Source organism: Shinella daejeonensis (assembly GCF_024281235.1).
GTDB lineage: Bacteria > Pseudomonadota > Alphaproteobacteria > Rhizobiales > Rhizobiaceae > Shinella > Shinella daejeonensis.
On record NZ_JAHWXY010000005.1, the window covers coordinates 15,524 to 40,329 of the forward strand.

Genomic DNA, 24,806 nt, shown 5'->3' on the forward strand with positions numbered 1-24,806 from the left:
CCTTTTAACCTTAATCGATGTTCGGGATGCTTAAGGCCATCCGCATGGCAGCCACAGCTGTCAAATCTGCGACTGACAGCAGCCTGCTGAATACACATCGATCAAAATGCCCTCCCCCCTGAGACCCCGGCCGGCGATGAAACGGGGAAGGCATTTGCCTTGGTTTCCGACACGCGTAGAATATCGGTTCGATGGAAAGGACGTGTCCCGTGACGATCCGTGTCAAACGTGTCTATGACGCGCCGGCGAAGGAGGATGGCGAGCGTATCCTCGTCGACCGCCTCTGGCCGCGAGGAATGAACAAGCAATCCGCAGCGCTCACCGATTGGATGAAGGATATCGCTCCGAGCACCGAATTGCGAAAGTGGTTTCACAGCAAGGAGGGCGACTGGGCCGAATTTCAGGAACGGTATCTGAACGAGTTGCACCACAATCCGGACGTCGAAGCGCTCCGCCGCCGCGCGGACGCCGGCACCGTGACGCTCCTCTATGCCGTTCGTGACGAAGAGCACAATCACGCACAAATCCTTGCCCGCTTTCTCGCTGAGAAGCAGAAAGGGTGATCGGCGCTGCCTGCGTTGTGCCGAGCGACGCCTGAAAAAGCGCCTTCAGCCTCGCGCGCATTATAAATGCGCGTTCGCCACGGCGCGGCGCAGGTCTTCGATCGCGTCGTTCGAGGCGGCCGCGGGGCCGTTGTCCTCCATATCCGGCGGCATTTTCCAGCCCGGATCGATCCCCCTCATGTTTGGCAGTTCATGCGCGATGCCCTTGTGGCAGTCGATACAGGTCGCCTTGCCCGGCAAAAGGAATTTCGAATGAATGTCGGCCGCACGCTGCGTCTGCTTGGTGAAGTCCATGGCGACCGAGGAGTGGCAATTGCGGCACTCCAGGCTGTCGTTCGCCTTCAGGCGCGCCCATTCGTGCTGGGCAAGCTCCAGCCGCTTGTCGAGAAATTTTTCCCGCGTGCTGATCGTGCCGAAAATCTTGCCCCACACTTCCTTTGAGGCCTGCATCTTGCGGGCGATCTTGTCGGTCCATTCGTGCGGCACATGGCAATCCGGACAGGAGGCGCGCACACCGGAACGATTGGTGAAATGCACCGTTCGGGTCAGCTCCTCATAAACATTGTCCTTCATCTCGTGGCACGAGATGCAGAAGGCCTCGGTGTTCGTCACTTCGAGAGCCGTGTTGAAAGCGCCCCAGAACATCACGCCGCCAACGAAACCGCCAAGCGTGAGGAAGGCAAGGCTCAGGGTCGCCGCCGGCGTCGTCAGCAGACGCCAGACCCAGAGCAGCATGGTCTTGATTCGCGCCGCCATCATTCGCTTCCCGCCTGGGTGACGCCCATCTCGCTCATATCCTTGAACGTGTTGGATACGAGCGGCTTCGTATCGGCCTGCGGCACATGACAGGCGGTACAGAAGTAGCGGCGCGGCGAGACGTCGGCCAGCATCTGACCCTCACGCGTCATGTAATGGGTGATGCTGATCATCGGTGCGCCCGCATCCTGCGAGAACTCGCGCTTGTGGCAGGAAAGACAGCGATTGGTGTTGACCGACAACTGATAGCCGTCGATCGAATGCGGGATGACCGGCGGCTGTTCGGGATAGGCGCGCATCTTGCGCAGGTCGTCGACGATCCATTTCGGCAGCGGATCGGCCGGCAGGGTCTGCATCCTGTCGCCCTGCGGGCCGGAAAGCTCCGGAACCGTCTGCGCCATGGCGCCGGTGGCGATGATGGCGGCGCCGATCATCGCTGCGATCCATCCTTGCCGGACGATCAGGCGACGGGTTCGATCTTGACTGCGCATTTCTTGAAATCCGTCTGTTTCGAGATGGGATCGGTGGCGTCGAGCGTGACCTTGTTGATGAGCTGGCTGGCATCGAACCAGGGCACGAAAATCACGCCGGGCGGCATGCGGTTGCGGCCGCGCGTCTCGACGCGCGAGCGGATTTCTCCGCGCCGCGAGACGATACGGATTTCCGAACCCTGATTGAGGCCGCGCTTGCGGGCGTCGTCGGCATTCATGAAGCAGCGGGCGCCGGGGAACGCCTTGTAGAGTTCGGGAACCCGCATGGTCATCGAGCCCGAATGCCAATGCTCCAGCACACGGCCGGTCACCAGCCAGACGTCGTATTCGTCATCCGGCGATTCGGCCGGCGGCTCGTAGGGCACGGCGATGATCGCCGCCTTGCCATCCTTGTTGCCGTAGAACTTCACGCCTTCCCCGGGCTTCACATAGGGATCATACCCTTCGCGGTAGCGCCAGAGCGTTTCCTTGCCGTCGACGACCGGCCAGCGCAGGCCGCGCACCTCATGATACGTATCGTATGGCGCCAGATCGTGACCGTGTCCGCGGCCGAAAGCGGCGTATTCCTCGAAGAGCCCTTTCTGAAGATAGAAGCCGAAGTGGCGGGCCTCGTTGTTGGCGTAGTCGGGGTCGACTTCCGTGACCGGAAACTTCGCGACGTCGCTTTCGGCAAACAGCACCTGATAGAGCGTCTTGCCCTTGTAGGCGGGATTGGCGGCCAGTATCTCGGCCGGCCACACTTCGTCCGTGGTGAAGCGCTTGGAGAATTCGACCATCTGCCAGAGATCGGAACGTCCCTCGCCGGGCGCCTGAACGAGCTGGTGCCAGACATGGGTGCGCCGCTCGGCGTTGCCGTAGGCGCCCTCCTTCTCGACCCACATGGCGGCCGGAAGGATCAGGTCCGCGCTCATCGCCGTGATCGTCGGATAGGCGTCGGAGACCACGATGAAGTTCTCCGGATTGCGGTATCCCAGATAGGTCTCGTTGGCGGTATTCGGGCCGGCCTGGACGTTGTTGTTCACCTGCACCCAGTAGAAGTTGAGCTTGCCGTCCTTCAGCATGCGGTCCTGCTCGACGGCATGATAGCCGGGCTTTTCCGGAATGATGCCATGCGGCACCCGCCAGATTTCCTCGGCGTGCTTGCGATGCTCGGGATTGGTGACCGTCATGTCGGCGGGCAGCCGGTGGGCGAAGGTGCCGACCTCGCGCGCCGTGCCACAGGCCGACGGCTGGCCGGTCAACGAGAACGGGCTGTTGCCGGGTTCGGAAATCTTGCCGGTCAGCAGATGGAGATTATAGACCATCTGGTTGGCCCAGACGCCGCGCACATGCTGGTTGAAGCCCATGGTCCACAGCGACATGACCTTGCGGTTCGGATCCGCGTAAAGCTCGGCAAGCTGCTCCAGGAAGCCGGCCTCGACGCCGGTCATCTCGACCGCCTTCTCCAGCGTGTAGTCAGCGACGAACGCCTTGAAGGCTTCGAAGTCGATCGGCTCCGTCTGGCCGGGGTCGGCGGAATTGGCCGCATCGACCTCGGCGGGATCGTCCGGGCGAAGCCCGTAGCCGATATCGGTGACGCCGCGCACGAACTTCGTGTGGTTGCGCACGAAATCCTCATTCACCCGGCCGGTCTGGATGATGTGGTTGGCGATATAGTTGAGGATCACCAGATCGCTGCCCGGCTTGAAGACCATCGGGATATCGGCGAGGTCCATGCTGCGGTGGGTGAAGGTGGAAAGCACCGCCACGCGCACATGCTCGTTGCCAAGCCGCCGGTCGGCGATGCGCGTCCACAGGATCGGGTGCATCTCCGCCATGTTCGAGCCCCAGAGCACGAAGGCGTCGGCATGCTCGAAATCGTCGTAGCAGCCCATCGGCTCATCCATGCCGAAGGTGCGCATGAAGGCATAGGCCGCCGACGCCATGCAATGGCGTGCGTTCGGATCGAGATTGTTCGAGCGGAAGCCGGCGCGCATCAGCTTGGTCGCGGCATAGCCTTCGAAGATCGTCCACTGGCCGGAGCCGAACATGCCGAGCGCCGTCGGTCCCTTTTCCTTCAGCACCTTCTTGGCCTGTTCGGCCATGACGTCGAAGGCTTCTTCCCAGGTGACGGGCTCGAATTCGCCGTCCTTGGCGTAGACGCCGTCGCGCTTGCGCAAGAGCGGACTGGTCAGGCGATCCGCGCCATACATGATCTTCGACAGGAAATAGCCCTTGATGCAGTTGAGGCCGCGATTGACCTCGGCCTGCATGTCGCCGTGGGTGGCGACGACCTTGCCTTCCTTGACGCCCACCATGACGCCGCAGCCCGTGCCGCAGAACCTGCAGGGCGCCTTGCTCCATTTGATCTCCAGCGCGCTGACCCCGCCGGGGATCGGCTGGGCGGCGGCCGGGAGCGCGATGCCGGCCGCCGTGGCCGCCACACCGGCCGCCTGGGCCTTAAGGATGTCACGCCGCGTCAGTTCGCTGCCCATGCACCTTTTCCTCTTCCATTTCGACGTGTTCAAAGACCATGTTTGCGGCGATCACGCCCTCGAGGACGGAGATGCGCATCAGCGTATCCCCGAGAACGCCGGTAGTCGGTCCCTCGATGACGATGACGATCTTGCCCTTGTCCGCGCCGTAAACCTCGACATTGGCGAAGCCGGCAAGCGCCGCGAGCACGCCGTCGAGGCAGCCCGGCTTCGTGGCCACCACGGCGCTTGAGATGTGATGATGTCTTTCTGCGTCAGGCATAGACGACCTCCACAGGACGCGACGCGACCGCAGTCGCGCCGACCGGACAGATCGCGATACAGGCTCCGCACCCCGTACAGGAGGCCGCCGCCAGTTCCGGAACGAAGGGGCCGCCGCGCCTGGGGCGAAAACGGATCGCCCCGGTGGGACAGGCGTCGCGGCAGGCCTGACAGTCGATGCCATGAAAGGGCAGACAGGAGGCCGCGATCGCGATCACATGGTCGAAGCGCCCTGCCCTTTCTTCCGTGAAGACCGGTTCCGGACAGTTTTCGGCGCAGGCGCCGCAGAAGGTGCATTCGCCGGCCGCAAGGTTAACCACCGCCAGGCCGTCTGCGAGGCTGACGATGCCGGCGGGACAGTGCCTGACGCATTCACCACAGCCCGTACAGGCGGAAAGCGCCTGCTCGCGAACGCCCGGCGGCCGGACAGGGGCCGTTTCGGCGCGCCAGCCGGCTCTCAGGAAGTTCCTTCGGGAAAGGCTTTGCTGCTCCATTTCCCGGCCCTCACTGACCGGGCGGGCCGGGAGGCCCATAGAGGATCTGGAACATCCAGACGAGGAAGCCGTACCCGCCGACCACGCCGACGGCGACGATGGGCCAGATGCCGAAAGCCAGAACGAAAAACGTGAGCAGTTCGCGGCGCCGGCGCTTTCCTGACGTTTCCGGAGGTAGGTGGTCTGTCGAAACTTCGGACAAGGCGCGCTTCCTCCGACTGCAAATCATGCCGGCAATAGTAGCATCGCGAACGCAGAAAGAAAGTATAATAAACTATACTTTTATAGTCATAAATTTACTTGCACAAAGTCAATTTCGTTATATATACAAGAATATATCGATTTCACGAGATCTTGCTACCTATATTCCGCGAAACTGAATAAAGCGGCGAAAGCCCGAATATAGACTGCAAGTCACTTGCCTATCGTTGCAAAGACGAAGGAGCCCGCGCGAAACACGGGCTTCACAGTGGAAGCCCGCTCTTGCGCAGGGCGGCGAGGAGCGGCGCATACCAGCGCGTATCCTTGACGAGGCGGAAGCCGACGTTATCCGGCGGGACGCCGACGGCGCAGCCGCCGCCCTTCGGGTTGCGTACGAACGAACTCATCGCCGCCCGGTGCTTGCCGCTCGCGACATAGATCCCGCATGACGAGGTGTCGTTCACCACGTTGCCTGCCCGGTCGAGATTGACACGACGGTTGCAGGTCGATGTCCATTCCCAGACGTTGCCGGCGAAATCGGCAAGTCCGAACTCGTTCTCGCCAAAGCGGCCAAGTGGCTGCGGGACGGGATCGCGCGACGCCTGGCGCGCCGCTTCGCGACGGTAGTCGGCCAGCCACCGGTCGGCGGGATTGGTGCTGTTGATATCGACGCCGAGTGCGTCGTCGGGAAAGCGTGTGCCGGCCGCAAACGCCAGATCGCGATCGTCCGGCAGGGTCCAGATCTGGCCAGTCCGGGCACTGAGCCAGCCGGCATAGGCCATCGCATCGTCATAACTGACGCCCGTTGCCGGCGTGTCGGCGGGATCAGTCGCCACAAAGCCGGGCTCCGCCGGAGCACACGCGCCATCGGCTACGCAACGTCCGTAGTCGGCGGCGCTGACCTGATACTTCATGATCGTCAGCGGGCGCCGCATGGTGACGGCGCGAACCGGACCATCGACGGCAAAACCGTTGCGGAAGAATTCGCCGTTATCGCGATATTCGAAGCGGCGCGGAGCGATTTCCACCGTCGGCGGTTCCGCCAGTACGGAACCGGGGGCCGGACCGCCGATCAGATCGGCCTTCACCGCCACCGCGCCGACGAGAACGGCCAGCAGCAGGACGGGAACGGCAAGCGATGGCCAGGGATTTCCGGGTTTTAAAGCAAGCGCGACCATTATGGCCTCCTCGCGCATCGACCGGATGGCTTCGTCTGCACCCGGACGGTCGCCGGTTGGGAACCGGGCCGCCGGGGCGGCCCGCCGGAGAGGGCACGCCCGCCTTGCGGCCGGCGTGCCGGCATCGTGGGCGTCAGACGCCGCTCGGCATGGTGACCGAGGTCATCAGGTCGTCGTTCCACTCCCCGGTCACCGTGAAGTGAGCGGCAGCCCCCAGTTCGAAAGCCTCGATCAGGTTGTGGTTGACATAGGCGTAAATGCCCGGCTGCTCGAAGGTGTAGAAAGCCGCCCCCGCCGTGCCGCCGGGAATGAACCAGGTCTCCTGATCGAGATCCGGCGGGTTGCGGAACTTGCCGGTCGCCCAGACATAGTCGCCATGCCCGCCGATCAGGTGCGGACGGGTGTCACGGTTGGCCTGCGAATGCACGATCAGCACTTTCTCGCCCACCTCGGCCTGCAACGCGTTGTCGCCGGTCAGCGCGCCGACGGCGCCATTGAAGACCACATGGGTCGGCGTGAGCGTGCGCATGACCTCCAGCATGTCGGGATAGGCGTCTCCGGCGGTTTCGTACTTCTTGAAGTTCCCGTCGGCATCGCGCGGAATGTAGAAGTCCTGCTCGCCCACATAGTAGACGCGGTCATAGACAAGCTCGTTGCCCTGGCCGTCGGTGAGCCCTTCCCGCGGCAACACCATGATGGCGCCGTTCATGCCCGAAGTGACATGCCAGGGGACCATGCCGGGAGGTGCGCAGTGATAGACGAAGACGCCGGCCTTGGTGGCCTTGAAGCGCAATACGGTCTGCTCACCCGGGTTGACGATGGTCAGCGCACCGCCGCCGAGCGCGCCCGTCGCCGAGTGGAAATCGATATTGTGCTGCAACTCGTTGGTCTCGGGGTTGATCAGCGTCAGTTCGACATAGTCGCCCTGGTGCACGACCATCAGCGGGCCGGGAACCGAGCCGTCGAAGGTCATGGCGTGGATCTCCGTTCCCTTGTCGTCGAGGATCATCTTCTTTTCCTCGATCGTCATGGTGAATTCGTAGATCTTCGGACCGCTCTCGGCCTTCTGCGTATGGGCGTGGACGAAAGGCGGCTTCACCAGTTCGACCTTCACGCGTTCCAGCGTCGAGATATCGACGGGCGCGGCGGCCGCGCTCACCTTGACGGGGGTTTCCTCCGCCCGGGCCGCCGACCCTGCAATGATCGGCGTCAGCACGCCGGCAAAGGCGGCGCCGCCCAGAATGGTGCGGCGGGTCATCTGAAACTGCTCAGTCATTGCTTTTCTCCTTCTTGAAGGACGGAGCGCGGATCGCCCCTGTCGTCTCTGTTCTAGGAGCATCCCTGACAACCTCTTTGAGATGGGACAAATATACATGCCGCAGGGGTGCGGCATCTTGGCAGGGAGGCTTTTGTTCTTTGTCACCTCGCAAAGAAGCAAGCCGCCGCCGTCACTATAAAGAGCTGGAAAACCCCGGAAACCGAGGCCGTCATGAATGCAGGACAAACCGGCGCACATACGAACGATGGCGCGCCGCGCGGCGTTTCCCGCATCGGCCCGGTCCTGTTCTCCTACGGCTTTCGCCCGTTCTTCCTAGGAAGCGGCCTCTGGGCTATCCTCGCCATGGCGCTATGGCTCGCCCTGATCACCGACCGCATCCTCTTCATGGAAAGTTATGGCGCATCCAACTGGCATGCGCATGAAATGCTCTTCGGCTTTGCTCCGGCCGTGCTCGCCGGGTTCCTGCTGACGGCGGTTCCGAACTGGACCGGCAGCCTGCCGCTTTCGGGCATGCCGCTTGCAGCGCTCTTCACGCTCTGGTGCGCCGGGCGCATCGCCCTGCTGGCTTCGGACAGCGCCGGCGTCATTGTCGCCGCGGCGATCGACGGTCTTTTCCTGCCGGCGCTATTGGCCGTCTGCACCCAGCCGGTCGTGGCGGCGCGCAAATGGAAGGACCTGAAAGTGCTCGGCGGTCTGCTGGCGCTGGCGCTCGCCAATGGCCTCTTTCATATCGCGGCGATTGGCGGTGGCGATGCCGCCGTGGCGAGCCGGCTTGGCACGGCGGCCTATGTCGTTCTGGTGATGATCGTCGGCGGGCGCGTCCTGCCGGCTTTTACCCGCAACTGGCTCGCCAGATCCGGCCGCACCGACTTCCCCGTGCCTTACAACCGCTTCGACAGCATCGCCCTTCTTGCGGGCGTCGGCGCGTTTTCGGCCTGGACCTTCGCCCCGTTGCATCCGGTGACGGCGGTGTCGGGCCTCATCGCCGCCACCCTGCATGGCATCCGCCTTTATCGCTGGCGCGGCTGGACGGTGCTGCCGGAAAGGCTGCTTGCCGTTCTGCATGTGGCCTATGCCTTCGTTCCGCTCGGCTTTCTCGCTGTCGCCCTTGCGGCCTCCGGCCTCATCGGGGAACGCTCCGCGCTGCACCTGCTTTCCGTCGGCGCGATCGCCTGCATGATGCTGGCGATGATGACCCGGGCAAGCCTCGGCCACACCGGCCGCGCGCTCGCAGCATCGCGTCCGACCGTGATGTCCTACGCGGCGCTGGTCCTTTGCGCGCTGCTGCGTCCCTTCGGAGAAATCCTTCTCGAGGCGGGCGCCGCGATCCACGGCGTCTCCGCGTTGCTATGGATCGCCGCCTTCAGTCTTTTCTGCCTGGAATACGGGCCGATGCTTATACGAAAACGCCGCACGCCTTTCTGAAGGCGCGGTCGTTCTTCCCCTCACTCGCCTCCGACCGGCCTGGAAATCGCCTCGAAATGACCGGCTGCTTGGCCTTTCGCAAAGAAAGTCCTCCCTCCCGCGCCTAGCCTGCCGCCATTCACCGAGCCGGACAAAGGAATATGCGATGCAACAGGCCATGATCGAGAAACACGGCGAGGCACGGCTTCCTCGCTACACGAGTTATCCCACAGCTCCCAGCTTTTCCCCCACCATCGGAACCGGGACCTATGGCGACTGGCTCTCGGCCATCAGACCCCAGGAGGATGCCTCGCTCTATCTGCATATCCCCTTCTGTCGCTCGATGTGCTGGTATTGCGGCTGTCACACCACCATCACCCAGCGCGACGAACCGATCCTCGACTATATCGACGTGCTGCGGAAGGAGATCGCGCTGGTTTCCGACAAGATCGGCAATCAGCCCCGAATACGTCATGTTCATTTCGGTGGCGGCACGCCGACCATCATGCAGCCGGAGGAATTTCGCGACCTGATCGGCCTCCTGCGCGCCCGTTTCTCCTTCGCGGCGGGGGTGCAGATCGCCGTCGAGATCGATCCTCGTACGCTGTCATCCGAAATGGCCGGGGCGCTCGGCGAAGCGGGCGTCACCCGTGCAAGCCTTGGCGTGCAGAGTTTCGACCCCGTCGTGCAGAAGGCGATCAACCGCATCCAGAGCGAGGCGCAGACGGCGGACGCCGTGGCGCGACTGCGCGAGGCCGGCGTGAGGGGCATCAACTTCGACCTCATCTACGGCCTGCCGCATCAGACCGTCGCTTCCTGCGTCGAGACCGCGCGGGTGGCGGCACGGATGCGGCCGGAGCGGTTCGCGGTTTTCGGCTATGCCCATATCCCGTCCTTCAAGAAACACCAGCGGCTGATAGACGAGCGCGCCCTGCCGGATGCGGCGATGCGCATCGAGCAGGCGGAGGCGATTGCCGAGACGCTGGCCGCCGCCGGCTATATCCGCATCGGCCTCGACCATTACGCCCTGCCCGACGACGACCTCGCACGGGCCGCCAGACAGGGCAAGCTGCGGCGCAATTTCCAGGGCTATACGACCGATGCCTGCACCACGCTGATCGGTTTCGGAGCCTCAGCGATCGGCCGGACGGCAGAAGGCTACATCCAGAACGAAGTGCCGCCGGGCCTCTACGCCCAGCGTATCGCATCCGGCCGGCTTGCGACCGCGAAGGGCTACAGGCTGACCGCCGACGACCGGCTGCGCGCCGAGATCATCGAGCGACTGATGTGCGATTTCCGCGTCGACGTCACATCCATCGCCGCCCGTCACGGCTTCGATGCAGCCCCGCTTTTCGAGGGGAACGAACGGCTGGCGGCGCTGAAGGCGGACGGGGCTATCGATATCCGCGGCGGCACGATCACCGTGCGGCAGGAGCATCGCTTCATCATCCGCGCGGTTGCCGCCGCCTTCGACGCCTATCTCGACCGTTCGACCCGCACGCACAGCAAGGCCGCCTGAGAGACGAGACGAAAAAGGCCCGGCATGGGTGCAACATGCCGGGCCTTTCCTCGCGGTCCTGCGCCCTCTATCCCACAAGACCACGATAAATCGCCGGCAGCGCAGCCGGCAGCCGGGCGATATTGCTGACAATGGCATAACCGTTGTGGCCGAAGATCGCCGGCACATAGGCCTGCGCCTCCCGGTCGACGGTCACCCCGAATACGCTGACGTCCGCGCGGCGCGCTTCCGTGACCGCCCGCCGGCTGTCTTCCAGCGCGAAGCGGCCTTCGTAATGATCGACGTCGTTCGGCTTGCCGTCCGTCAGGACCAGCAGCAGTTTCCGCCGGTTCGGCTGTTCCTTGAGCTTTGCCGCCGCATGGCGTATCGCCGGTCCGATCCGGGTGTAGAATCCCGGCTTCAGCGCCGCGATGCGCGCCTCGACGCCCCGGTTCATCGGCTCGCCGAAGTCCTTGACCGTTTCCACCCGCACCCACGAGCGCCGCCGTGACGTGAACGTCAGGATCGAATGGCTGTCGCCGCAGGCGGCAAGGCCATGGGCGAGCACCAGCAGCGCCTCCTTCTCCACGTCGAGCACCCGACGGTCGTCGAACCAGGCGTCGGTCGACAGGGATACGTCGACCAGAATGGTAACGGCGAGATCGTGCACCTGCGGCCGGCTCATCAGATGAATCCGGTCGCTGCCCTGGCCGCCGGCGGCAAGGTCGCTTCGCGCCCGCACGACGGCGTCGAGGTCGAGGTCTGGACCATCGATCTGCGCCCGCAGCATCTCGTGACGGGGGCGCAGCACCTCGAACTGCCGGCGCACCCGGCGGATGAGGCTCTTCGTGTCCGCATCGGCGTCCGGCGCCGCGGCGGCGTCCGGGGCCGGCGAGGCGAACACCCGGCAATGATCCGGCAGGTAGGCGGCGGTGCGGTAATCCCACTCCGGATAGGTGTATTCCCCAGTGAGCCGCGTATGATCCAGCGCTTCCGGCGGCAGATCGAGATCGAAGCGGAAGCGGGCGGCGGGGCGTCCCTTGCGCTCGCCGAGCGTCATGTCATCCAATTCGTCGGCAGCCGATGCGTCATGATCGTCGCTGTCGTCGCCGGGACGATCGACATTGACCATTTCCGCCATGGCGAGGATCTTCTCGAACCGGTTGAGGATGAAAGGGCTACGCTCGGTCGTGCGGTTTTCCGCCTTCTCGCGCTCCGCCATATGCCTGCCGTTCTCCAGGCCCTGCGGGTCGCCGCCGGTGGCCGGCTGATCCTCATCTCCCCGTCCCTCGCCTTCCGCGCGCAGCAACGCGTCCGGCCAGAGCGGCACGGGCAGCATCGGCAGATAGCCCGGTGGCGCACGATGCGGAAAGATCACCGGCAGCGTGTTCTCGGTCTGCCCCGCGCCCTTTTTCAGCAGGCTGAGGATACGGTTTTCGACATGCCGTTCGACGGATGGCAGCGGCCGGCTGCGACGCGCCGCCAGTGTCGCCGCACAAAGCCGGGCGTAGCGGCGAGCCAGTCCCGGAAAGGCGGTGAGGACAAGTTTCGCGGTCACTTCCGCCCGCTGGAGGATGGCCAGGTCGCGCTGGAGCGGGTCATCCCTGACGATCCGGTCGAGCGGCATCGTCGCCATGGCGGCGGCAAGCCAGATATAGAGGTCGCGGTTGAGATTGCGGTCGGCGAAAAGATCGATTTCGCCCGGCAGCATCAATGTCGCATGGTCGCGACCGGGCTGCACCAGCTTCTCCTCGCCGAGTCCCATGCGTTCCCGAAGCCTCAGGCGGTGCGTCGAGCTGCGCCCGCGGGCCGGCGCGATCTGCACCGCGCCCTGCCCGCCGAAGCCGCGAAAGCAGACGGCGAGCATGGACCTTACATCTTCCAGCCGGACCGCATGATCCGGATGGCGCGGCCAGGTTCCGGCCTTGCCGACCAGCCGGTGCCAGGCCCGGCCGACGGTTTCCTCAAGCTCCAGGAAATCCAGCATGGCGGCCTCAGCGGATCATCGCGTCGGCGATTTCCAGGAGCGCCGTCCTGACGTCGGGCTCGTCGGTGAGCGGTTCGATCATCGCCGCGCGCACCGCCTCGCGCATCGTCATGCCGCTGTCGATGAGGCAGGCGCAATAGACCAGAAGGCGCGTCGAGACACCCTCCTCCAGATCATGGCCCTTCAGCGCCCTCAGCCGATGGGCAAGCTCGACGAGCGGCGCGATACGGGCCTCATCCAGTCCGCTTTCCATCGCCACCACGGCGATTTCCGCCGCCTTCGGCAGGAAGTCGAACTCGATCGCCACGAAGCGCTGGCGCGTCGAGGGCTTCAGCGCCTTCAGCAGGTTCTGATAGCCCGGGTTGTAGGAAACCACGAGCATGAAGCTCTCCGGCGCTTCCAACACTTCGCCGGTGCGCTCCAGCGGCAGGATGCGGCGGTCGTCGGTGAGCGGATGCAGCACCACGGCGACGTCCTTTCGCGCCTCGACGATCTCGTCGAGATAGCAGACGCCGCCCTCGCGCACCGCACGGGTCAAAGGACCGTCCACCCAGACCGTATCGCCGCCCTTGAGCAGGTAGCGGCCCGTCAGGTCGGCGGCGGAAAGGTCGTCGTGGCAGGAGACGGGTGCAAGCGGCAGGCCGAGCCTTGCGGCCATATGGCTGACGAAGCGGGTCTTGCCGCAGCCGGTCGGCCCCTTCAGCAACAGCGGAAGCCGACGCTCCCAGGCTTTCTCGAACAGCGCGCATTCGTTGCCCGAGGGGCTGTAGGCCGGGACGGACGGCGTCGCACGCGGGGTATCCTTCAGGATGACATTCATTTCTATCTCCACGAATCTCCAGGAAGAAATACCGGCCCCGCGGGAAGGCGGGGCCGGCCTCGGCTCACTCCGCCGGCTGCACCATGCGGGTGAGGCTGTCCGATCGCTCCCGTCCCGGCACGAGCACGGCCCAGACGAACATCAGCGCCGATATCAGCACCGCAGCACCCGAGCCGAGGCGGACCCAGTAGAACAGGGCGAGCTGATCCTGCACGTCCATGAAACTGTCGCCCAGAACCCGCTGGAGATGAATCTGCACGACGCCTGCGAAGGTGAGTGCGAAAGTCATTACCGACATGGCCGTGCACATGATCCAGAAGCTGGCGATCGAGAGCCACTGGTTGAAGGGCGCGCGACCACGGATCTCCGGAATGGCGTAGGCCATGATGGCGAGGTTCAGCATGACGTAGGCGCCGAAGAAGGCGAGATGGCCATGCGCCGCGGTGACCTGCGTGCCGTGGGTATAGTAGTTGACCGACGACAGGGTGTGCAGGAAGCCCCAGACGCCTGCACCGAAGAAGGCCATGACCGAGCAGCCGATCGACCAGAGCAGCGCCGCCTTGTTGGGATGGTTGCGGCCGGCTTTCCAGGTCATCACGAAGGTGAAGATGACCATGGTGAAGAACGGCGCCACTTCGAGCGTCGAGAACAGGGAACCGATCCACTGCCAGTAGCCCGGCGCGCCGATCCAGTAATAGTGATGCCCCGTTCCGAGAATGCCCGAAAAGAGCGCCAGGCCAACGATGACATAGAGCCATTTTTCCACGACCTCGCGGTCGATGCCGTTGAGCTTGATCATCAGGAAGGCCAGAACCGAGGCCATGATCAGTTCCCAGACGCCCTCGACCCACAGATGGATGACGTACCACCAGTACAGCTTGTCGAGCGCGAGGTTGGTCGGATTGTAGAAAGCGAAGAGGAAGAAGAGCGCGAGCCCCCACAGGCCGAACAGCAGGATGTTGATGACCGTCGTCTTGCGGCCCTTCAGCGCCGTCATGGTGATGTTGAACAGGAACATCAACACGACGATGACGATGCCGACCTTCGCGGCGAAGGTCTGTTCCAGGAATTCGCGCCCCTCATGGATGCGGAAGAGATAGCCGACCACCGTCAGGCCCGCCGCGACGAAGAACAGCCAGAACTGGATCACCGCGAGTTTCGGACTGTAAAGCTCCGTTTCGGTTTCCTCCGGGATCATGTAGTAGGTCGCGCCCATGAAACCCATGAGCAGCCAGACGACGAGCGCATTGGTGTGGATCATGCGCACGATGTTGAAAGGCAGCAGTTCGGAGAGCGTGTTCGGCAGGACATAGATCATGCCGGCCAGAACGCCGAAGAGAACCTGGGCGAGGAAGAGGCCGAGCGCGCCGTAAAAATACAGCATGGCGACCTTCTGCGTTTGATACTTCATGTCTTGTCTCCTGAACGCAATCGGTCAGCCGGCATCGTTCGGTGGCCAGTTCTGGGTGTTGATCCGGCTCGTCCATTCGAGAAAATCGGCCAGATCGTCGAGTTCCTGTTCGGTGAGATTGAATTGCGGCATCTGTCGCCGGCCCTCTATCCCGCTCGGCTGCGCAGCCATCCAGGCCTTCATCGTTTCGCGCGCGCCTTCGGGGTCCTCCACGCCGCCGTAGCGTTTCCAGACATTGCCGAGTTCCGGCGCGAAATAGGCGCCCTCGCCGAGAAGCGTATGGCAATTGATGCAGGCGTTCTTTTCCCAGACGTGCTTTCCACGCGCGACGCTGTCGGTCAGCGTCGACTCGTCGGTGGAGGACGTCCGTATGTGGTAGTGACTGTGTGCCGTAAGCCCCACGAATATCGTGAAGAAGAAGATGGACCCGCCGTAAAAGACGTTGCGGGCCCCTGTCTTGGTTAGGCGCTCTGCCATCCCCAGGTCCTTTCCCTAGCCGTAATCCCGCCGACTGTGTCGTCGGCGATCCCCTCGCCGGCAGTGCGGGACGTCGTCGTTCTAACGGTGCGGAGAAAATCGTCTTTGCGCTCCGGCAAAGAGCGCAATTCATCAGCCCATCAGCGTTACGGTGACGGTGCGCAGAAGAGCGAGCAGGAGCAGCAGCGCCGGCCATGCAAGCAATGCGGAACGCATCAGGCCGCCGCTTTCGCGCAGTTCCATGAAATCGAGGATGACAAAGCGGCCCTTCGCATAGGCCATGATGAGCACGGCGATGATCGGCACCAGAAGGCCGCCGCTCAGCCCCCCGACAAATGCGCCGCCGACGGCGAGCGTCAGCAGCATGGCGAGCGTGGCGATGAACTGTTCACGGGCCTGTCGGGTCATGGGCGCCTCAGGTGAGATAGACGATCGGGAACATCACCAGCCAGACCAGATCGATCGCGTGCCAGAGCGTGGCGATAAGAACGACATTGCCCCGCGACGGCCGCCAGGCGACGAGGCAGAGAATGCCCGAGCCGAAGACGACATGCAGCAGATGGAAGCCGGTAACGAGGAAGTAGAGTTCCGCAAGCGCCCCCGCACCACCGATGCCGGAACGCGCCTCAAGTGAATATTCGAAAAGCTTCACCGCGGCGAAACCGAGGCCGAAAAGCGCCGCAAGCACCAGAGGCCGGCGCACCGGCCCGTCGCCGAGACGCACCGCGAGCGCCGCCTGCCAGCCGCTGAGAAGAAGGAGCACGGTATTGAGCGCCGCAAGCCCCGGATGGAGATGGGAGCGCAGGAGCGCCGCACCCTCCACATCGGCCACCGTCATCACCATGAAGGCGACGAGCAGCGCGCCGAAAGCGATGAGTTCGCTCCATACCAGAATCCAGAGCAGCAGGGAATCCGCATCCCCGCCGCTCTCCGTCTTGCCGACCGACAGGCCGATATCTTCCGTCGTTGCCATGCCGACCGTCTACCGGAGCGGCCCGCCGGGTTCTTTGCGCGGGCGCAAAGAGATGTCTGCCCGCCTGCGGCAGGATGGCTGTGAAAGAAAGGAACTCTTCCATGACGGATGCACAGTTCGGCCTCGTCGTCGCCGCGCCGGTCATTGCCGGTTTTGCGCTGATGCTCTATCGCATGGGCGTATTGCAGGGAGCCGGAACGCTTTCTGCGGTCGCAGCCTCGGCGGCGATCGCCGTCGTGCTTTTCTTCGGCCAGTAGAGGACGGGACGATGAACGGACCGACCTTTGCCGCCGCCGATATCGGTCGGCTGGAGACCCTGCACGGCAATCTGCTCGATCTTTGCCTGCGCCTTGAGCAGGTGGCGGGCGAGCCGGATGTCGCCGTTGAATTGCGGGCGCTTGCCGACGCGATGCCGCCGCTTCTGAAGGCCGTCCACGATCTTGAGGAACGGCTGCTTTTTCCGGACTTCGACCGTCATGCCGGCTCCGCCTTCGCAACGACCGCGATCGCGCAGTGGAAAGCCGAGCACCGCTGCGACCGGATGGCGGCGGAAGAACTGGCCAGCACGCTGAAAGCGGTCGCGGAGGATCGTTGCGCCCTGTCTTCCGAGACGGTCTTTCGAATGATCGTCGGCTTCCAGGAGGCCCTGCGCCGTCATGTCTTTTCGGAAAAGATGATGCTGGAAGCCTTGCTCTCGGCAAGGGCGGAAGATCGCAACGTCTTTGCGTGAGAGGCGCGCTCAGTCGCCTCCCGATGCCGCGTTCCGGCCACGCGAGACCCAGGCCGCGCCCTCCTGATGGTGGAGGAAGCCGTTCGAGAATCGGACGCCGGGATAGACCCTGGCAAGGTCCGCAATCGCTCCCTCGCCGTCGATCCGGCCATCGAGAACGCCGCGATAGAGATCCGCCACCCGCACCATGTCGCAATCCTGCGGCGAGAGGCGCACCCGGTTGAGGCCGGCTTTCACCAGCGGCGCCAGATCGTCGAGAAGCACCGCGCAGCTGTTGGACATGGTCTGCACGCCGTTCAGCACGAGAAAGGATTGCCGGTCGAGCGTACGCAGCGGCAGGCCGTCCGGCTCATCGCCGCAGATGAACTGGCAATTGTCCTTCGTCAGCCCCTTCGAGCGCGCGTGGGCGCAGCGCGCCGAGATGGCGAGCGGCATTCGGCCGAAGGCGAAAATCTCGAAGGAGAAGCCCGGCATGGCCGCCAGAATTCCTTGAATGGAACTGGCCGGGAGTTCAGGCGGCAGACAGATGTTTTCCGCCCCGCGAGCGGCAAGCACGCGCGCCGTCGCGGCATTGTAGACATTCACCAGCGGGCCGATCGAATGCGGCCGTCCCTTGAGAAGGCCGAGCGCGGAAAGGTCGTTCGCCTCGACCGGATGGACGCTGTCGCGAATGAGATCCCTGACATGGCGGCTCTCCCGCTCCAGCGTCACCATGGCGAGCGTCGAGAACGTCACGGTCTTGCCCCCCGCCTCCAGTCTTTCGACGACCTCGGCGATATGCGGCTCGCTGAAATGCTGGCGCTTGGAACAGACCGTCTCGCCGAGCGTGACATGTTCGACCGCCGCCTCATCGGCGATCCGGAAATAGAAGTCCCGCCATTTCGGTCCGTCCCAGAGAAAATAGACCGGCCCGAGGCTGAGTGCGGCTGTTGCTGTCACCGTCATGTCTGCTCCTGGATTTCGTCTAGAGCGGCTCTGATTTCCACAGGTTCGGCAGAACCGCTCTATCTTATTGTTTTAGCCGCATTTCCGGACGCAAAGCCGCTTCGCACCTTTGCTGGAAATGCTCTAGCGCCAGCGCTTTTCATAGGCGCCTGCGGTGGTGCGCTGACCTTCGCTCATCGTGCGCAGCCGTGCGACGAGCGCCGCGCGTTCCTCGGGACTTGCGACAAGCGCCTTCTTCAGCGAGGAAACGACTTCCGCCACATAGGCCTTGCCGCGCTGCCGCCCCTCGATCTTGAGCGCCGAGACGCCGGCCGCCTTCAGCGCGTCGATCTGGTCGACGACATCGAGCGACACGGGATCCTCGAAAGCGTAGCCCTGGACGTCGCCGATCTCGAAACGCCCCTTGCAGAGGGTCGGATAGCCGGAGGCCTCGCCGGGGCCGAAGCGGTTGATCGTATAGGCCCCAAGCTCCGAAACGAGGTCCGTCCCGTCCTGCCGGTAGCGCACATGGCTGGCCGGCGAGCAGACGCCGTTCATGTTGGGCGACTTTCCCGTAGCGTAGGAAGACAGCGAGCAGCGCCCTTCCGCCATGACGCAGAGCCCGCCGAAGGCGAAGACCTCCACCTCGCAATCGATCTGCCGCGTCAGCCGGGCGATATCCTGCACGGTGAGCACGCGCGGCAGCACGACCCGCTTCGCCGCGAAGGCCTCGATAAGGAAACGGATCGCATCGGGGTTGGAGGCTGACGCCTGGACGGAGACGTGCAGGCGCTGGTCGGGATATTTTTCGGCGACATAGGCCATCAGGCCGAAATCGGCGAGGATCAGCGCGTCGGCCCCCATCGCCACGGCATCATCGGCCGCCGAATACCACAGCGCCTCGGCGCCGGCCCGCATGAAGGTATTGAGCGCGACGAAGGTCGAAACGCCCTTGCCGCGGGCAAGCCCGATCGACTGGCGCATCTCCTGGCGGCTGAAGTTCAGGCCCGGAAAATTGCGGGCGTTGGTTTCGTCGCGAAAGCCGCAATAGACCGCATCGGCGCCCGCTTCGACCGCCTCCCGGAAGGCCGCGGGTGTTCCGGCCGGGCAGATCAGTTCCATGTCACGTCCCTTCCTTCCAGTGCCCGGGCGCGGATATAGCGCGCGGTGCCGGCGACCAGCGGCGAAAAGGGGCCGGCCAGAGCGCCGATCTCGCGCGGCAGGTCGATGGTGCTGTCGTCGAGCGCATTGCGCAAAGCCAGCATGGCTTCCATGTCGCCGGTGACCGCCAGATCCCGCGAGAAGAACAGCGCATCCGCATCGCAGCGGCCTTCGAGCAGACCGAGCAGGAGCACCAGCGGCCCTTCGATGCGGGCGTCGACGGGCTGGGACTGTCCGCGCCGGGAGACGATCAGGCTTTGTGTCGCCGGAACGACGGCGAAATGCAGCGGCAGATCGACGGGCGCGAAGCCGTATCGGGTCTGCCGGTAGTCGCCCAGCCGTTCGAAAAGATCGGGATGCGCCCTGAGGACGCCGGAAAAGATCGTCCGCGCCACCCGCTCCACCAGCCACAGCGGCGTGACGTCGATCGATCTTGCAAGAAACGGCGGAAAGGATGGCATGGACCTGGCCTGTGTCGGAAACGAATAAGCGGAGCCTATGGAGCCTTGCCGTCGCCGAGTTTGTGCCAGGTCAAAGACCGAAAGATTTTTCCCCGGCAAGCAGGCCGCATGAAAGCAGACGCCTCCATTCCACGCCGTTTCGACGGCCTCCAGGATTTCGTCGCGCTGCTGGAGCGGCGGGCGCGGCTGAAGCGCATTTCCGAACCCGTATCGCTCGTCCACGACATCACCGAGATTCATCGCCGCGTGCTGGCCGAGGAAGGGCCGGCGCTGCTGTTCGAACGTCCGATGGACGCCGCCGGCCGGATCCAGCCCATTCCGCTTCTCGCCAATCTGTTCGGAACCCGTGAACGGATCGAATGGGGCTTCGGCCTCGAAGCCGGCGGCCTGCCGCAACTTGCCGCCTTCCTTGCCGATCTGCGCGATCCGCAGCCACCCGGCTCGATGCGCGACGCCTGGCGGAAGCTGCCGCATCTCAAGGCGGCATTGTCGATGGCCCCGCGCGAGAGACGTCGCGCGCCCTGTCAGGAAATCCTCTGGAAAGACGACGACGCCAGCCTCGACCGCCTGCCGGTCCAGACCTGCTGGCCGGGAGAACCCGCCCCGCTCGTCACCTGGCCGCTTGTCATCACACGGGCGCCGGACGATCCGGCGGATGTCAATGTCGGTATCTACCGGATGCAGAAGCTAGGGCCAAAACGGCTCGTCATGCGCTGGCTGGCGCATCGCGGCGGCGCGCGTCATCATCGTCTCTGGCAGGCGCTTGGCCTCGATATGCCGGTGGCCGTCGTCATCGGCGCCGATCCCGCGACGATCCTGTCGGCCGTCATGCCGCTGCCGGACGGCATGAGCGAACTCAGTTTCGCCGGCGTGCTCGCCGGCCGGCGGCAGGAGACGACGCGTGGCGTGACCGTCGCGCTACCTGTCCCCGCCAGCGCGGAAATCGTGCTTGAAGGCAGCGTATCGGCAAGCGAGACGGCCGATGAAGGCCCCTATGGCGATCATACCGGCTATTACAACGCCGTCGAACCGTTCCCGGTGATCACGCTTTCGGCAATCACCATGCGGAAAGCCCCGCTTTATCTTTCCACCTATACCGGCCGCCCGCCGGACGAACCGTCACGGCTCGGCGAGGCGATGAACGAGCTTTTCGTACCGCTGGTGAAGCGGCAGTTCCCGGAGATCCGCGACCTCTGGCTGCCGCCGGAGGCCTGCTCCTATCGCGCCATGGTCGTTTCCATCGACAAGCGCTATCCGGGTCAGGCGCGCCGGGTCATGATGGGCCTCTGGTCCATGCTGCCGCAGTTCAACTACACGAAACTGATCATCGCCGTGGACGAGGACATCAACGTGAAAAGCTGGCCGGACGTGATCTGGGCGCTTTCCACCCGCTTCGACGCGAGCCGCGACATGATGGTCGTGGAAAACACGCCGATCGACTATCTCGATTTCGCCTCCCCGAAATCCGGCCTTGGCGGCAAGCTCGGACTGGATGCCACCACGAAGATCGGCGGCGAGACCGACCGCGAATGGGGCCGTGTGCTCGCGATGACGCCGGACGTGATCGCCCGGGTCGACGGTCTGTGGACCTCCCTCGGCCTGCAAGAGACGGCGCGATGAGCGTCGAGCGGGTTATCGTCGGTATTTCCGGAGCCTCGGGGGCTGCCCTCGGCAAGCGGGTCGTCGAGCGGCTTGCCGCCCTGCCGGGCATCGAGACCCATCTCGTCGTTTCCGACGCGGCGCGGCGTACGCTCGATCTGGAATGCGGAGCAGGCGCGCTTGCGGCGCTTCTGCCTCTCGTCCGCCATCATCATCCGATCGGCGATATCGGCGCGTCGATCGCCAGCGGTTCCTTCCCGGTGCGCGGCATGATCGTCGCTCCCTGCTCCATGCAGACGCTTTCAGCGGTCGCCACCGGCCGCACCGATACGCTTTTGACGCGCGCCGCCGACGTGCAACTGAAGGAGCGTCGTCGGCTGGTGCTCATCGCCCGTGAAACGCCGCTGCATCTCGGTCATCTGCGAAACATGTGCGCGGTGACGGAGATGGGGGCCATCGTGATGCCGCCCGTTCCCGCATTCTACCATCGCCCGCAGTCGGTCGCCGAGATCGTCGACCATATCGCCGCACGCGCCATCGACCTCCTGGCCCTTGGCCGCTCCCCTCTGGCAAGGAGCTGGGAAGGCGGGGATTTCCATTCCGATCCGGAGAATGTCCGGATCAGTGATTCATGGCCTTGACGATATCCTCGGTCATCTTCTTCGCGTCGCCCAGCAGCATCATCGTGCCGTCCTTGTAGAACAGCGTGTTGTCGATGCCGGCATAGCCGGAGCCGAGGGAGCGCTTGACGAAGAGGCAGGTCTTGGCCTTGTCCACGTCCAGGATCGGCATGCCGTAGATCGGCGAGGTCTTGTCGTCGCGCGCGGCCGGGTTCGTCACGTCGTTGGCGCCGATGACATAGGCCACGTCGGCCTGCGCGAATTCCGAGTTGATATCCTCCAGCTCGAAAACCTCGTCATAGGGCACATTGGCTTCCGCCAGCAGCACGTTCATATGACCCGGCATGCGGCCTGCGACCGGATGGATCGCATATTTCACCTCGACGCCCTGCTCCTTGAGCTTGTCGGCCAGCTCGCGCAGCGCATGCTGAGCCTGCGCCACCGCCATGCCGTAGCCCGGCACGATGATGACCTTGGAGGCATTCGCCATCAGGAAGGCCGCATCGTCGGCCGAACCCTGCTTTACACTGCGCTGGATGCCGTCGTCGGCCGCCGCCGCCGTCTCGCCGCCGAAGCCCCCGAGAATGACGGAGATGAACGAGCGGTTCATACCCTTGCACATGATGTAGGAGAGGATCGCGCCCGACGATCCGACGAGCGCCCCGGTGATGATCAGCGCGAGATTGCCGAGCGTGAAGCCGATGCCGGCCGCAGCCCAGCCCGAATAGGAGTTCAGCATCGAGACGACGACCGGCATATCCGCGCCGCCGATCGGAACGATGATCAGCACGCCGAGAACGAGCGCGAGGACGACGATCAGCCAGAAGTCGAAATGACTTTCCGACAGCGTCAGCCCGACGATGAAGAAGACGATCGCCGCAAGCAGCACGACATTGATGACATGCCGGAAGGGCAGCATGATCGGCTTGCCGGACATACGCCCGTCGAGCTTGAGGAAGGCGATGATCGAGCCGGTGAAGGTGATCGCGCCGATGGCGGCGCCGAGCGCCATTTCCACCAGCGCCTGACCGTGGATGGAACCGATTTCGCCGATGCCGAAAGAGACCGGCGAATAGAGCGCGGCGGCGGCGACCAGCACTGCGGCAAGGCCGACGAGCGAGTGGAAGCCGGCGACGAGTTGCGGCATGGAGGTCATCGGGATCGAACGGGCGATATAGGCGCCGACCCCGCCGCCGGCGGCAAGGCCGAGCACGATCAGCGCAAGGCCGCCGAAGGACGGCATGGCGAGCAGCAGCGTCGTGCCGATGGCGATGGCCATGCCGGTCATGCCGAGCATGTTGCCGCGGCGGCTGGTCGTGGGATGCGACAGGCCGCGGAGCGCCATGATGAAAAGCACGCCGGAAACGAGATACAGGAAGGCTGCGAGGTTTTCAGACATCGGCCGTCCTCACTTCTCTTTTTTCTTGTACATGGCCAGCATGCGCTGGGTGACGAGGAAGCCGCCGAAGATATTGACGGATGCCAGAACCAGGGCCACGAAGCCGAAGCCCGTGGCCATGCCGGAAAGCGAGATGCCGACGGCAAGCAGCGCGCCCACCACGATCACCGAGGAGATCGCGTTGGTAACGGCCATCAAGGGCGTATGCAGCGCCGGCGTCACCGACCAGACGACATAATAGCCGACGAAGATCGACAGCACGAAGATCGCAAAACGGAAGACGAAGGGATCGATTGCCCCGCCCGATACCCCATGCGCCATCACGCCGGTCGCATCCGGAAGATATTCCGATGCGACGCGTACGGCTTCGACGGCCCGTTCGAGTTCGACGATCGCCTTGTCCAGAAGTTCGTTGGCCATCATGCGATCTCCCTGCTCACCGCGCCAAAATTCGGATGGACGACGGCGCCGGCGTGCGTGAGCAGCGTCGCCTTCACCAGTTCGTCCTCGAGATCGAGCGAAAGGGCCTTCTTTTCCTTGTCGACCATGGTCTCCAGGAAAGTGACGAGGTTCTTGGCGTAGAGCAGCGAGGCGGAGGCGGCGATGCGACCGGCGACGTTGAGATGACCGATCACCCGGACCCCTTCCACCTCGACGATCTCGCCGGCAATCGCCCCCTCGACGTTGCCGCCGCGTTCGACGGCAAGATCGACCGCGATGGAGCCGGCCCGCATCGACGCCAGCATCTGGCGCGTGACAAGACGCGGCGCCGGACGGCCGGGAATGAGCGCCGTGGTGATGACGATATCCTGTTTTGCGATATGGGCGGCGACCAGTTCGGCCTGCCGCGCCTGATATTCCTTCGACATTTCCTTCGCGTAACCGCCGGCGGTCTCCGCCGCCTTGAACTCCTCGTCCTCGACGGCGATGAACTTCGCGCCGAGCGAGGCGACCTGTTCCTTGGCGGCCGGGCGAACGTCCGTCGCCGAGACGACGGCTCCGAGCCGGCGCGCGGTCGCGATGGCCTGAAGGCCGGCGACGCCCGCGCCCATGACGAAGATCCGCGCCGCCGGCACGGTGCCCGCCGCCGTCATCATCATCGGCATGGCGCGGTCGAATTCGTAGGCTGCGTCGATGACGGACTGATAGCCCGCAAGGTTGGCCTGCGAGGAAAGGACGTCCATCGACTGCGCCCGGGTGATGCGCGGCATCAGTTCCATGGCGAAGGCGGACAGCCCGGCCTCGGCCATCGCGGCGACGGCCTCGTCATTGCCGTAGGGATCCATGGTGGCGATGACGGTCGCACCGGACCTGTAACCGGCGATTTCGGATTTCACGGGCCGCCGCACCTTCAGGATGACATCCGCCGCCGCTCCGTCCGCGGCCGAACCGATCCGCGCACCGGCGGCCTCGAAATCGGCATCGAGGATGCGCGAGCGCAGGCCTGCGCCGGCTTCGACGACCACGTCGAGGCCAAGGGCCTTCATTTTTTTCACGCTGTCGGGGGATGCCGCAACACGCCCTTCCGCAAGGTCGAATTCCTTGGGCACGAATACGCAATCAGTCACAAACCGCTCCTCCTCGAGTCTGGTCGTGATGGGTCAGGACCCCGGAACCGGGCGTCCTCGGTCCGCCGCCGGAAAGC

27 protein-coding genes are annotated in these 24,806 nt (G+C 64.2%); 7 read left to right on the forward strand and 20 right to left on the reverse strand.

Annotation, left to right across the window (positions count from 1 at the left end; translation table 11 throughout):
* Positions 1 to 209: 209 nt before the first annotated feature.
* Positions 210 to 563, forward strand: a complete 354-nt coding sequence (locus KYK29_RS14160) for a DUF488 domain-containing protein (protein ID WP_254691556.1) — start codon at positions 210 to 212, stop codon at positions 561 to 563.
* Between the two features lie 60 nt (positions 564 to 623).
* Here KYK29_RS14160 and KYK29_RS14165 read toward each other — a convergent pair whose 3' ends face one another.
* The 8 genes from KYK29_RS14165 to nirK form a co-directional block, all read right to left on the reverse strand.
* A complete protein-coding gene (locus tag KYK29_RS14165; protein ID WP_254691557.1) occupies positions 624 to 1,322 on the reverse strand; it encodes a cytochrome c3 family protein in 699 nt (232 codons plus the stop codon).
* Positions 1,319 to 1,810, reverse strand: coding sequence for a nitrate reductase cytochrome c-type subunit (locus tag KYK29_RS14170; protein ID WP_254691558.1), 492 nt, complete (start codon positions 1,808 to 1,810; stop codon positions 1,319 to 1,321). The genes KYK29_RS14165 and KYK29_RS14170 overlap by 4 nt, the downstream gene beginning before the upstream one ends.
* Complete coding sequence (napA, locus tag KYK29_RS14175; RefSeq protein ID WP_254691559.1) at positions 1,780 to 4,284, reverse strand: periplasmic nitrate reductase subunit alpha; 2,505 nt, start codon at positions 4,282 to 4,284, stop codon at positions 1,780 to 1,782. Before napA ends, KYK29_RS14170 begins: the two co-directional genes overlap by 31 nt.
* The gene (locus KYK29_RS14180) at positions 4,259 to 4,546 is read right to left on the reverse strand and encodes a chaperone NapD (RefSeq protein WP_254691560.1); all 288 of its coding nucleotides are present in this window, start codon (positions 4,544 to 4,546) and stop codon (positions 4,259 to 4,261) included. The genes napA and KYK29_RS14180 overlap by 26 nt, the downstream gene beginning before the upstream one ends.
* Entirely contained in the window at positions 4,539 to 5,039 is a 501-nt protein-coding gene (napF, locus tag KYK29_RS14185) for a ferredoxin-type protein NapF (protein WP_254691561.1), read from the reverse strand. The genes KYK29_RS14180 and napF overlap by 8 nt, the downstream gene beginning before the upstream one ends.
* Positions 5,040 to 5,049: 10 nt before the next feature.
* Complete coding sequence (gene napE / locus KYK29_RS14190; RefSeq protein ID WP_254691562.1) at positions 5,050 to 5,241, reverse strand: periplasmic nitrate reductase, NapE protein; 192 nt, start codon at positions 5,239 to 5,241, stop codon at positions 5,050 to 5,052.
* A gap of 262 nt (positions 5,242 to 5,503) precedes the next feature.
* Entirely contained in the window at positions 5,504 to 6,418 is a 915-nt protein-coding gene (locus tag KYK29_RS14195; protein ID WP_254691563.1) for an SUMF1/EgtB/PvdO family nonheme iron enzyme, read from the reverse strand.
* A 133-nt stretch (positions 6,419 to 6,551) separates the two neighbouring features.
* Positions 6,552 to 7,694 carry a copper-containing nitrite reductase gene (gene nirK / locus KYK29_RS14200; RefSeq protein WP_254691564.1) on the reverse strand — a complete coding sequence of 381 codons (1,143 nt, stop codon included), beginning with the start codon at positions 7,692 to 7,694 and terminating at the stop codon, positions 6,552 to 6,554.
* A gap of 213 nt (positions 7,695 to 7,907) precedes the next feature.
* Here nirK and KYK29_RS14205 point away from each other — a divergent pair, with 213 nt between their 5' ends.
* A complete protein-coding gene (locus KYK29_RS14205; protein WP_254691565.1) occupies positions 7,908 to 9,122 on the forward strand; it encodes an NnrS family protein in 1,215 nt (404 codons plus the stop codon).
* Positions 9,123 to 9,267: 145 nt separating this feature from the next.
* Positions 9,268 to 10,620 carry an oxygen-independent coproporphyrinogen III oxidase gene (gene hemN / locus KYK29_RS14210; RefSeq protein WP_254691566.1) on the forward strand — a complete coding sequence of 451 codons (1,353 nt, stop codon included), beginning with the start codon at positions 9,268 to 9,270 and terminating at the stop codon, positions 10,618 to 10,620.
* 67 nt (positions 10,621 to 10,687) lie between these two features.
* On the opposite strand, the gene KYK29_RS14215 is transcribed toward hemN, so the two are convergent.
* The 6 genes from KYK29_RS14215 to KYK29_RS14240 all read right to left on the reverse strand — a co-directional run bounded on the left by KYK29_RS14215 (position 10,688) and on the right by KYK29_RS14240 (position 16,267).
* Positions 10,688 to 12,586 (reverse strand): nitric oxide reductase activation protein NorD, encoded by a 1,899-nt coding sequence (locus tag KYK29_RS14215; RefSeq protein WP_254691567.1) that lies wholly within the window; start codon positions 12,584 to 12,586, stop codon positions 10,688 to 10,690.
* A 7-nt stretch (positions 12,587 to 12,593) separates the two neighbouring features.
* Complete coding sequence (locus tag KYK29_RS14220; RefSeq protein ID WP_254691568.1) at positions 12,594 to 13,406, reverse strand: CbbQ/NirQ/NorQ/GpvN family protein; 813 nt, start codon at positions 13,404 to 13,406, stop codon at positions 12,594 to 12,596.
* 64 nt (positions 13,407 to 13,470) lie between these two features.
* Complete coding sequence (locus KYK29_RS14225; RefSeq protein WP_254691569.1) at positions 13,471 to 14,817, reverse strand: nitric-oxide reductase large subunit; 1,347 nt, start codon at positions 14,815 to 14,817, stop codon at positions 13,471 to 13,473.
* A gap of 24 nt (positions 14,818 to 14,841) precedes the next feature.
* Entirely contained in the window at positions 14,842 to 15,294 is a 453-nt protein-coding gene (locus KYK29_RS14230) for a c-type cytochrome (RefSeq protein WP_254691570.1), read from the reverse strand.
* Positions 15,295 to 15,426: 132 nt separating this feature from the next.
* Positions 15,427 to 15,702: a cytochrome C oxidase subunit IV family protein gene (locus KYK29_RS14235; RefSeq protein WP_254691571.1), complete on the reverse strand. Its 276-nt coding sequence runs from the start codon at positions 15,700 to 15,702 to the stop codon at positions 15,427 to 15,429.
* A gap of 7 nt (positions 15,703 to 15,709) precedes the next feature.
* The gene (locus KYK29_RS14240) at positions 15,710 to 16,267 is read right to left on the reverse strand and encodes a cytochrome c oxidase subunit 3 (protein WP_254691572.1); all 558 of its coding nucleotides are present in this window, start codon (positions 16,265 to 16,267) and stop codon (positions 15,710 to 15,712) included.
* A 101-nt stretch (positions 16,268 to 16,368) separates the two neighbouring features.
* On the opposite strand from KYK29_RS14240, the gene KYK29_RS14245 reads away from it, so the two are divergent.
* Together KYK29_RS14245 and KYK29_RS14250 are read left to right on the forward strand one after the other, a co-directional pair.
* Positions 16,369 to 16,524, forward strand: coding sequence for a hypothetical protein (locus tag KYK29_RS14245; RefSeq protein ID WP_254691573.1), 156 nt, complete (start codon positions 16,369 to 16,371; stop codon positions 16,522 to 16,524).
* 11 nt (positions 16,525 to 16,535) lie between these two features.
* The gene (locus KYK29_RS14250) at positions 16,536 to 16,997 is read left to right on the forward strand and encodes a hemerythrin domain-containing protein (RefSeq protein WP_254691574.1); all 462 of its coding nucleotides are present in this window, start codon (positions 16,536 to 16,538) and stop codon (positions 16,995 to 16,997) included.
* Between the two features lie 9 nt (positions 16,998 to 17,006).
* Here the strand turns inward: KYK29_RS14250 and ubiV are convergent, their stop codons facing one another.
* The 3 genes from ubiV to ubiT all read right to left on the reverse strand — a co-directional run bounded on the left by ubiV (position 17,007) and on the right by ubiT (position 19,543).
* Entirely contained in the window at positions 17,007 to 17,942 is a 936-nt protein-coding gene (ubiV, locus tag KYK29_RS14255) for a ubiquinone anaerobic biosynthesis protein UbiV (RefSeq protein WP_254691575.1), read from the reverse strand.
* Positions 17,943 to 18,065: 123 nt separating this feature from the next.
* Positions 18,066 to 19,043, reverse strand: a complete 978-nt coding sequence (ubiU, locus tag KYK29_RS14260; RefSeq protein WP_254691576.1) for a ubiquinone anaerobic biosynthesis protein UbiU — start codon at positions 19,041 to 19,043, stop codon at positions 18,066 to 18,068.
* Positions 19,034 to 19,543, reverse strand: a complete 510-nt coding sequence (gene ubiT / locus KYK29_RS14265; protein ID WP_254691577.1) for a ubiquinone anaerobic biosynthesis accessory factor UbiT — start codon at positions 19,541 to 19,543, stop codon at positions 19,034 to 19,036. The genes ubiU and ubiT overlap by 10 nt, the downstream gene beginning before the upstream one ends.
* A gap of 108 nt (positions 19,544 to 19,651) precedes the next feature.
* Here ubiT and KYK29_RS14270 point away from each other — a divergent pair, with 108 nt between their 5' ends.
* Both KYK29_RS14270 and KYK29_RS14275 read left to right on the forward strand, forming a co-directional pair.
* A complete protein-coding gene (locus KYK29_RS14270) occupies positions 19,652 to 21,163 on the forward strand; it encodes a UbiD family decarboxylase (protein ID WP_254691578.1) in 1,512 nt (503 codons plus the stop codon).
* Complete coding sequence (locus tag KYK29_RS14275; protein ID WP_254691579.1) at positions 21,160 to 21,783, forward strand: UbiX family flavin prenyltransferase; 624 nt, start codon at positions 21,160 to 21,162, stop codon at positions 21,781 to 21,783. The genes KYK29_RS14270 and KYK29_RS14275 overlap by 4 nt, the downstream gene beginning before the upstream one ends.
* Here the strand turns inward: KYK29_RS14275 and KYK29_RS14280 are convergent.
* The 3 genes from KYK29_RS14280 to KYK29_RS14290 are packed head-to-tail and all read right to left on the reverse strand — an operon-like array spanning position 21,764 to position 24,729.
* The gene (locus KYK29_RS14280) at positions 21,764 to 23,161 is read right to left on the reverse strand and encodes an NAD(P)(+) transhydrogenase (Re/Si-specific) subunit beta (protein WP_254691580.1); all 1,398 of its coding nucleotides are present in this window, start codon (positions 23,159 to 23,161) and stop codon (positions 21,764 to 21,766) included. The genes KYK29_RS14275 and KYK29_RS14280 overlap by 20 nt on opposite strands.
* A gap of 9 nt (positions 23,162 to 23,170) precedes the next feature.
* Positions 23,171 to 23,581, reverse strand: coding sequence for a proton-translocating transhydrogenase family protein (locus tag KYK29_RS14285; protein WP_254691716.1), 411 nt, complete (start codon positions 23,579 to 23,581; stop codon positions 23,171 to 23,173).
* On the reverse strand, positions 23,581 to 24,729 hold the full coding sequence (locus tag KYK29_RS14290; RefSeq protein ID WP_254691581.1) for a Re/Si-specific NAD(P)(+) transhydrogenase subunit alpha: 1,149 nt from the start codon (positions 24,727 to 24,729) through the stop codon (positions 23,581 to 23,583). The genes KYK29_RS14285 and KYK29_RS14290 overlap by 1 nt, the downstream gene beginning before the upstream one ends.
* Positions 24,730 to 24,806: the final 77 nt, after the last annotated feature.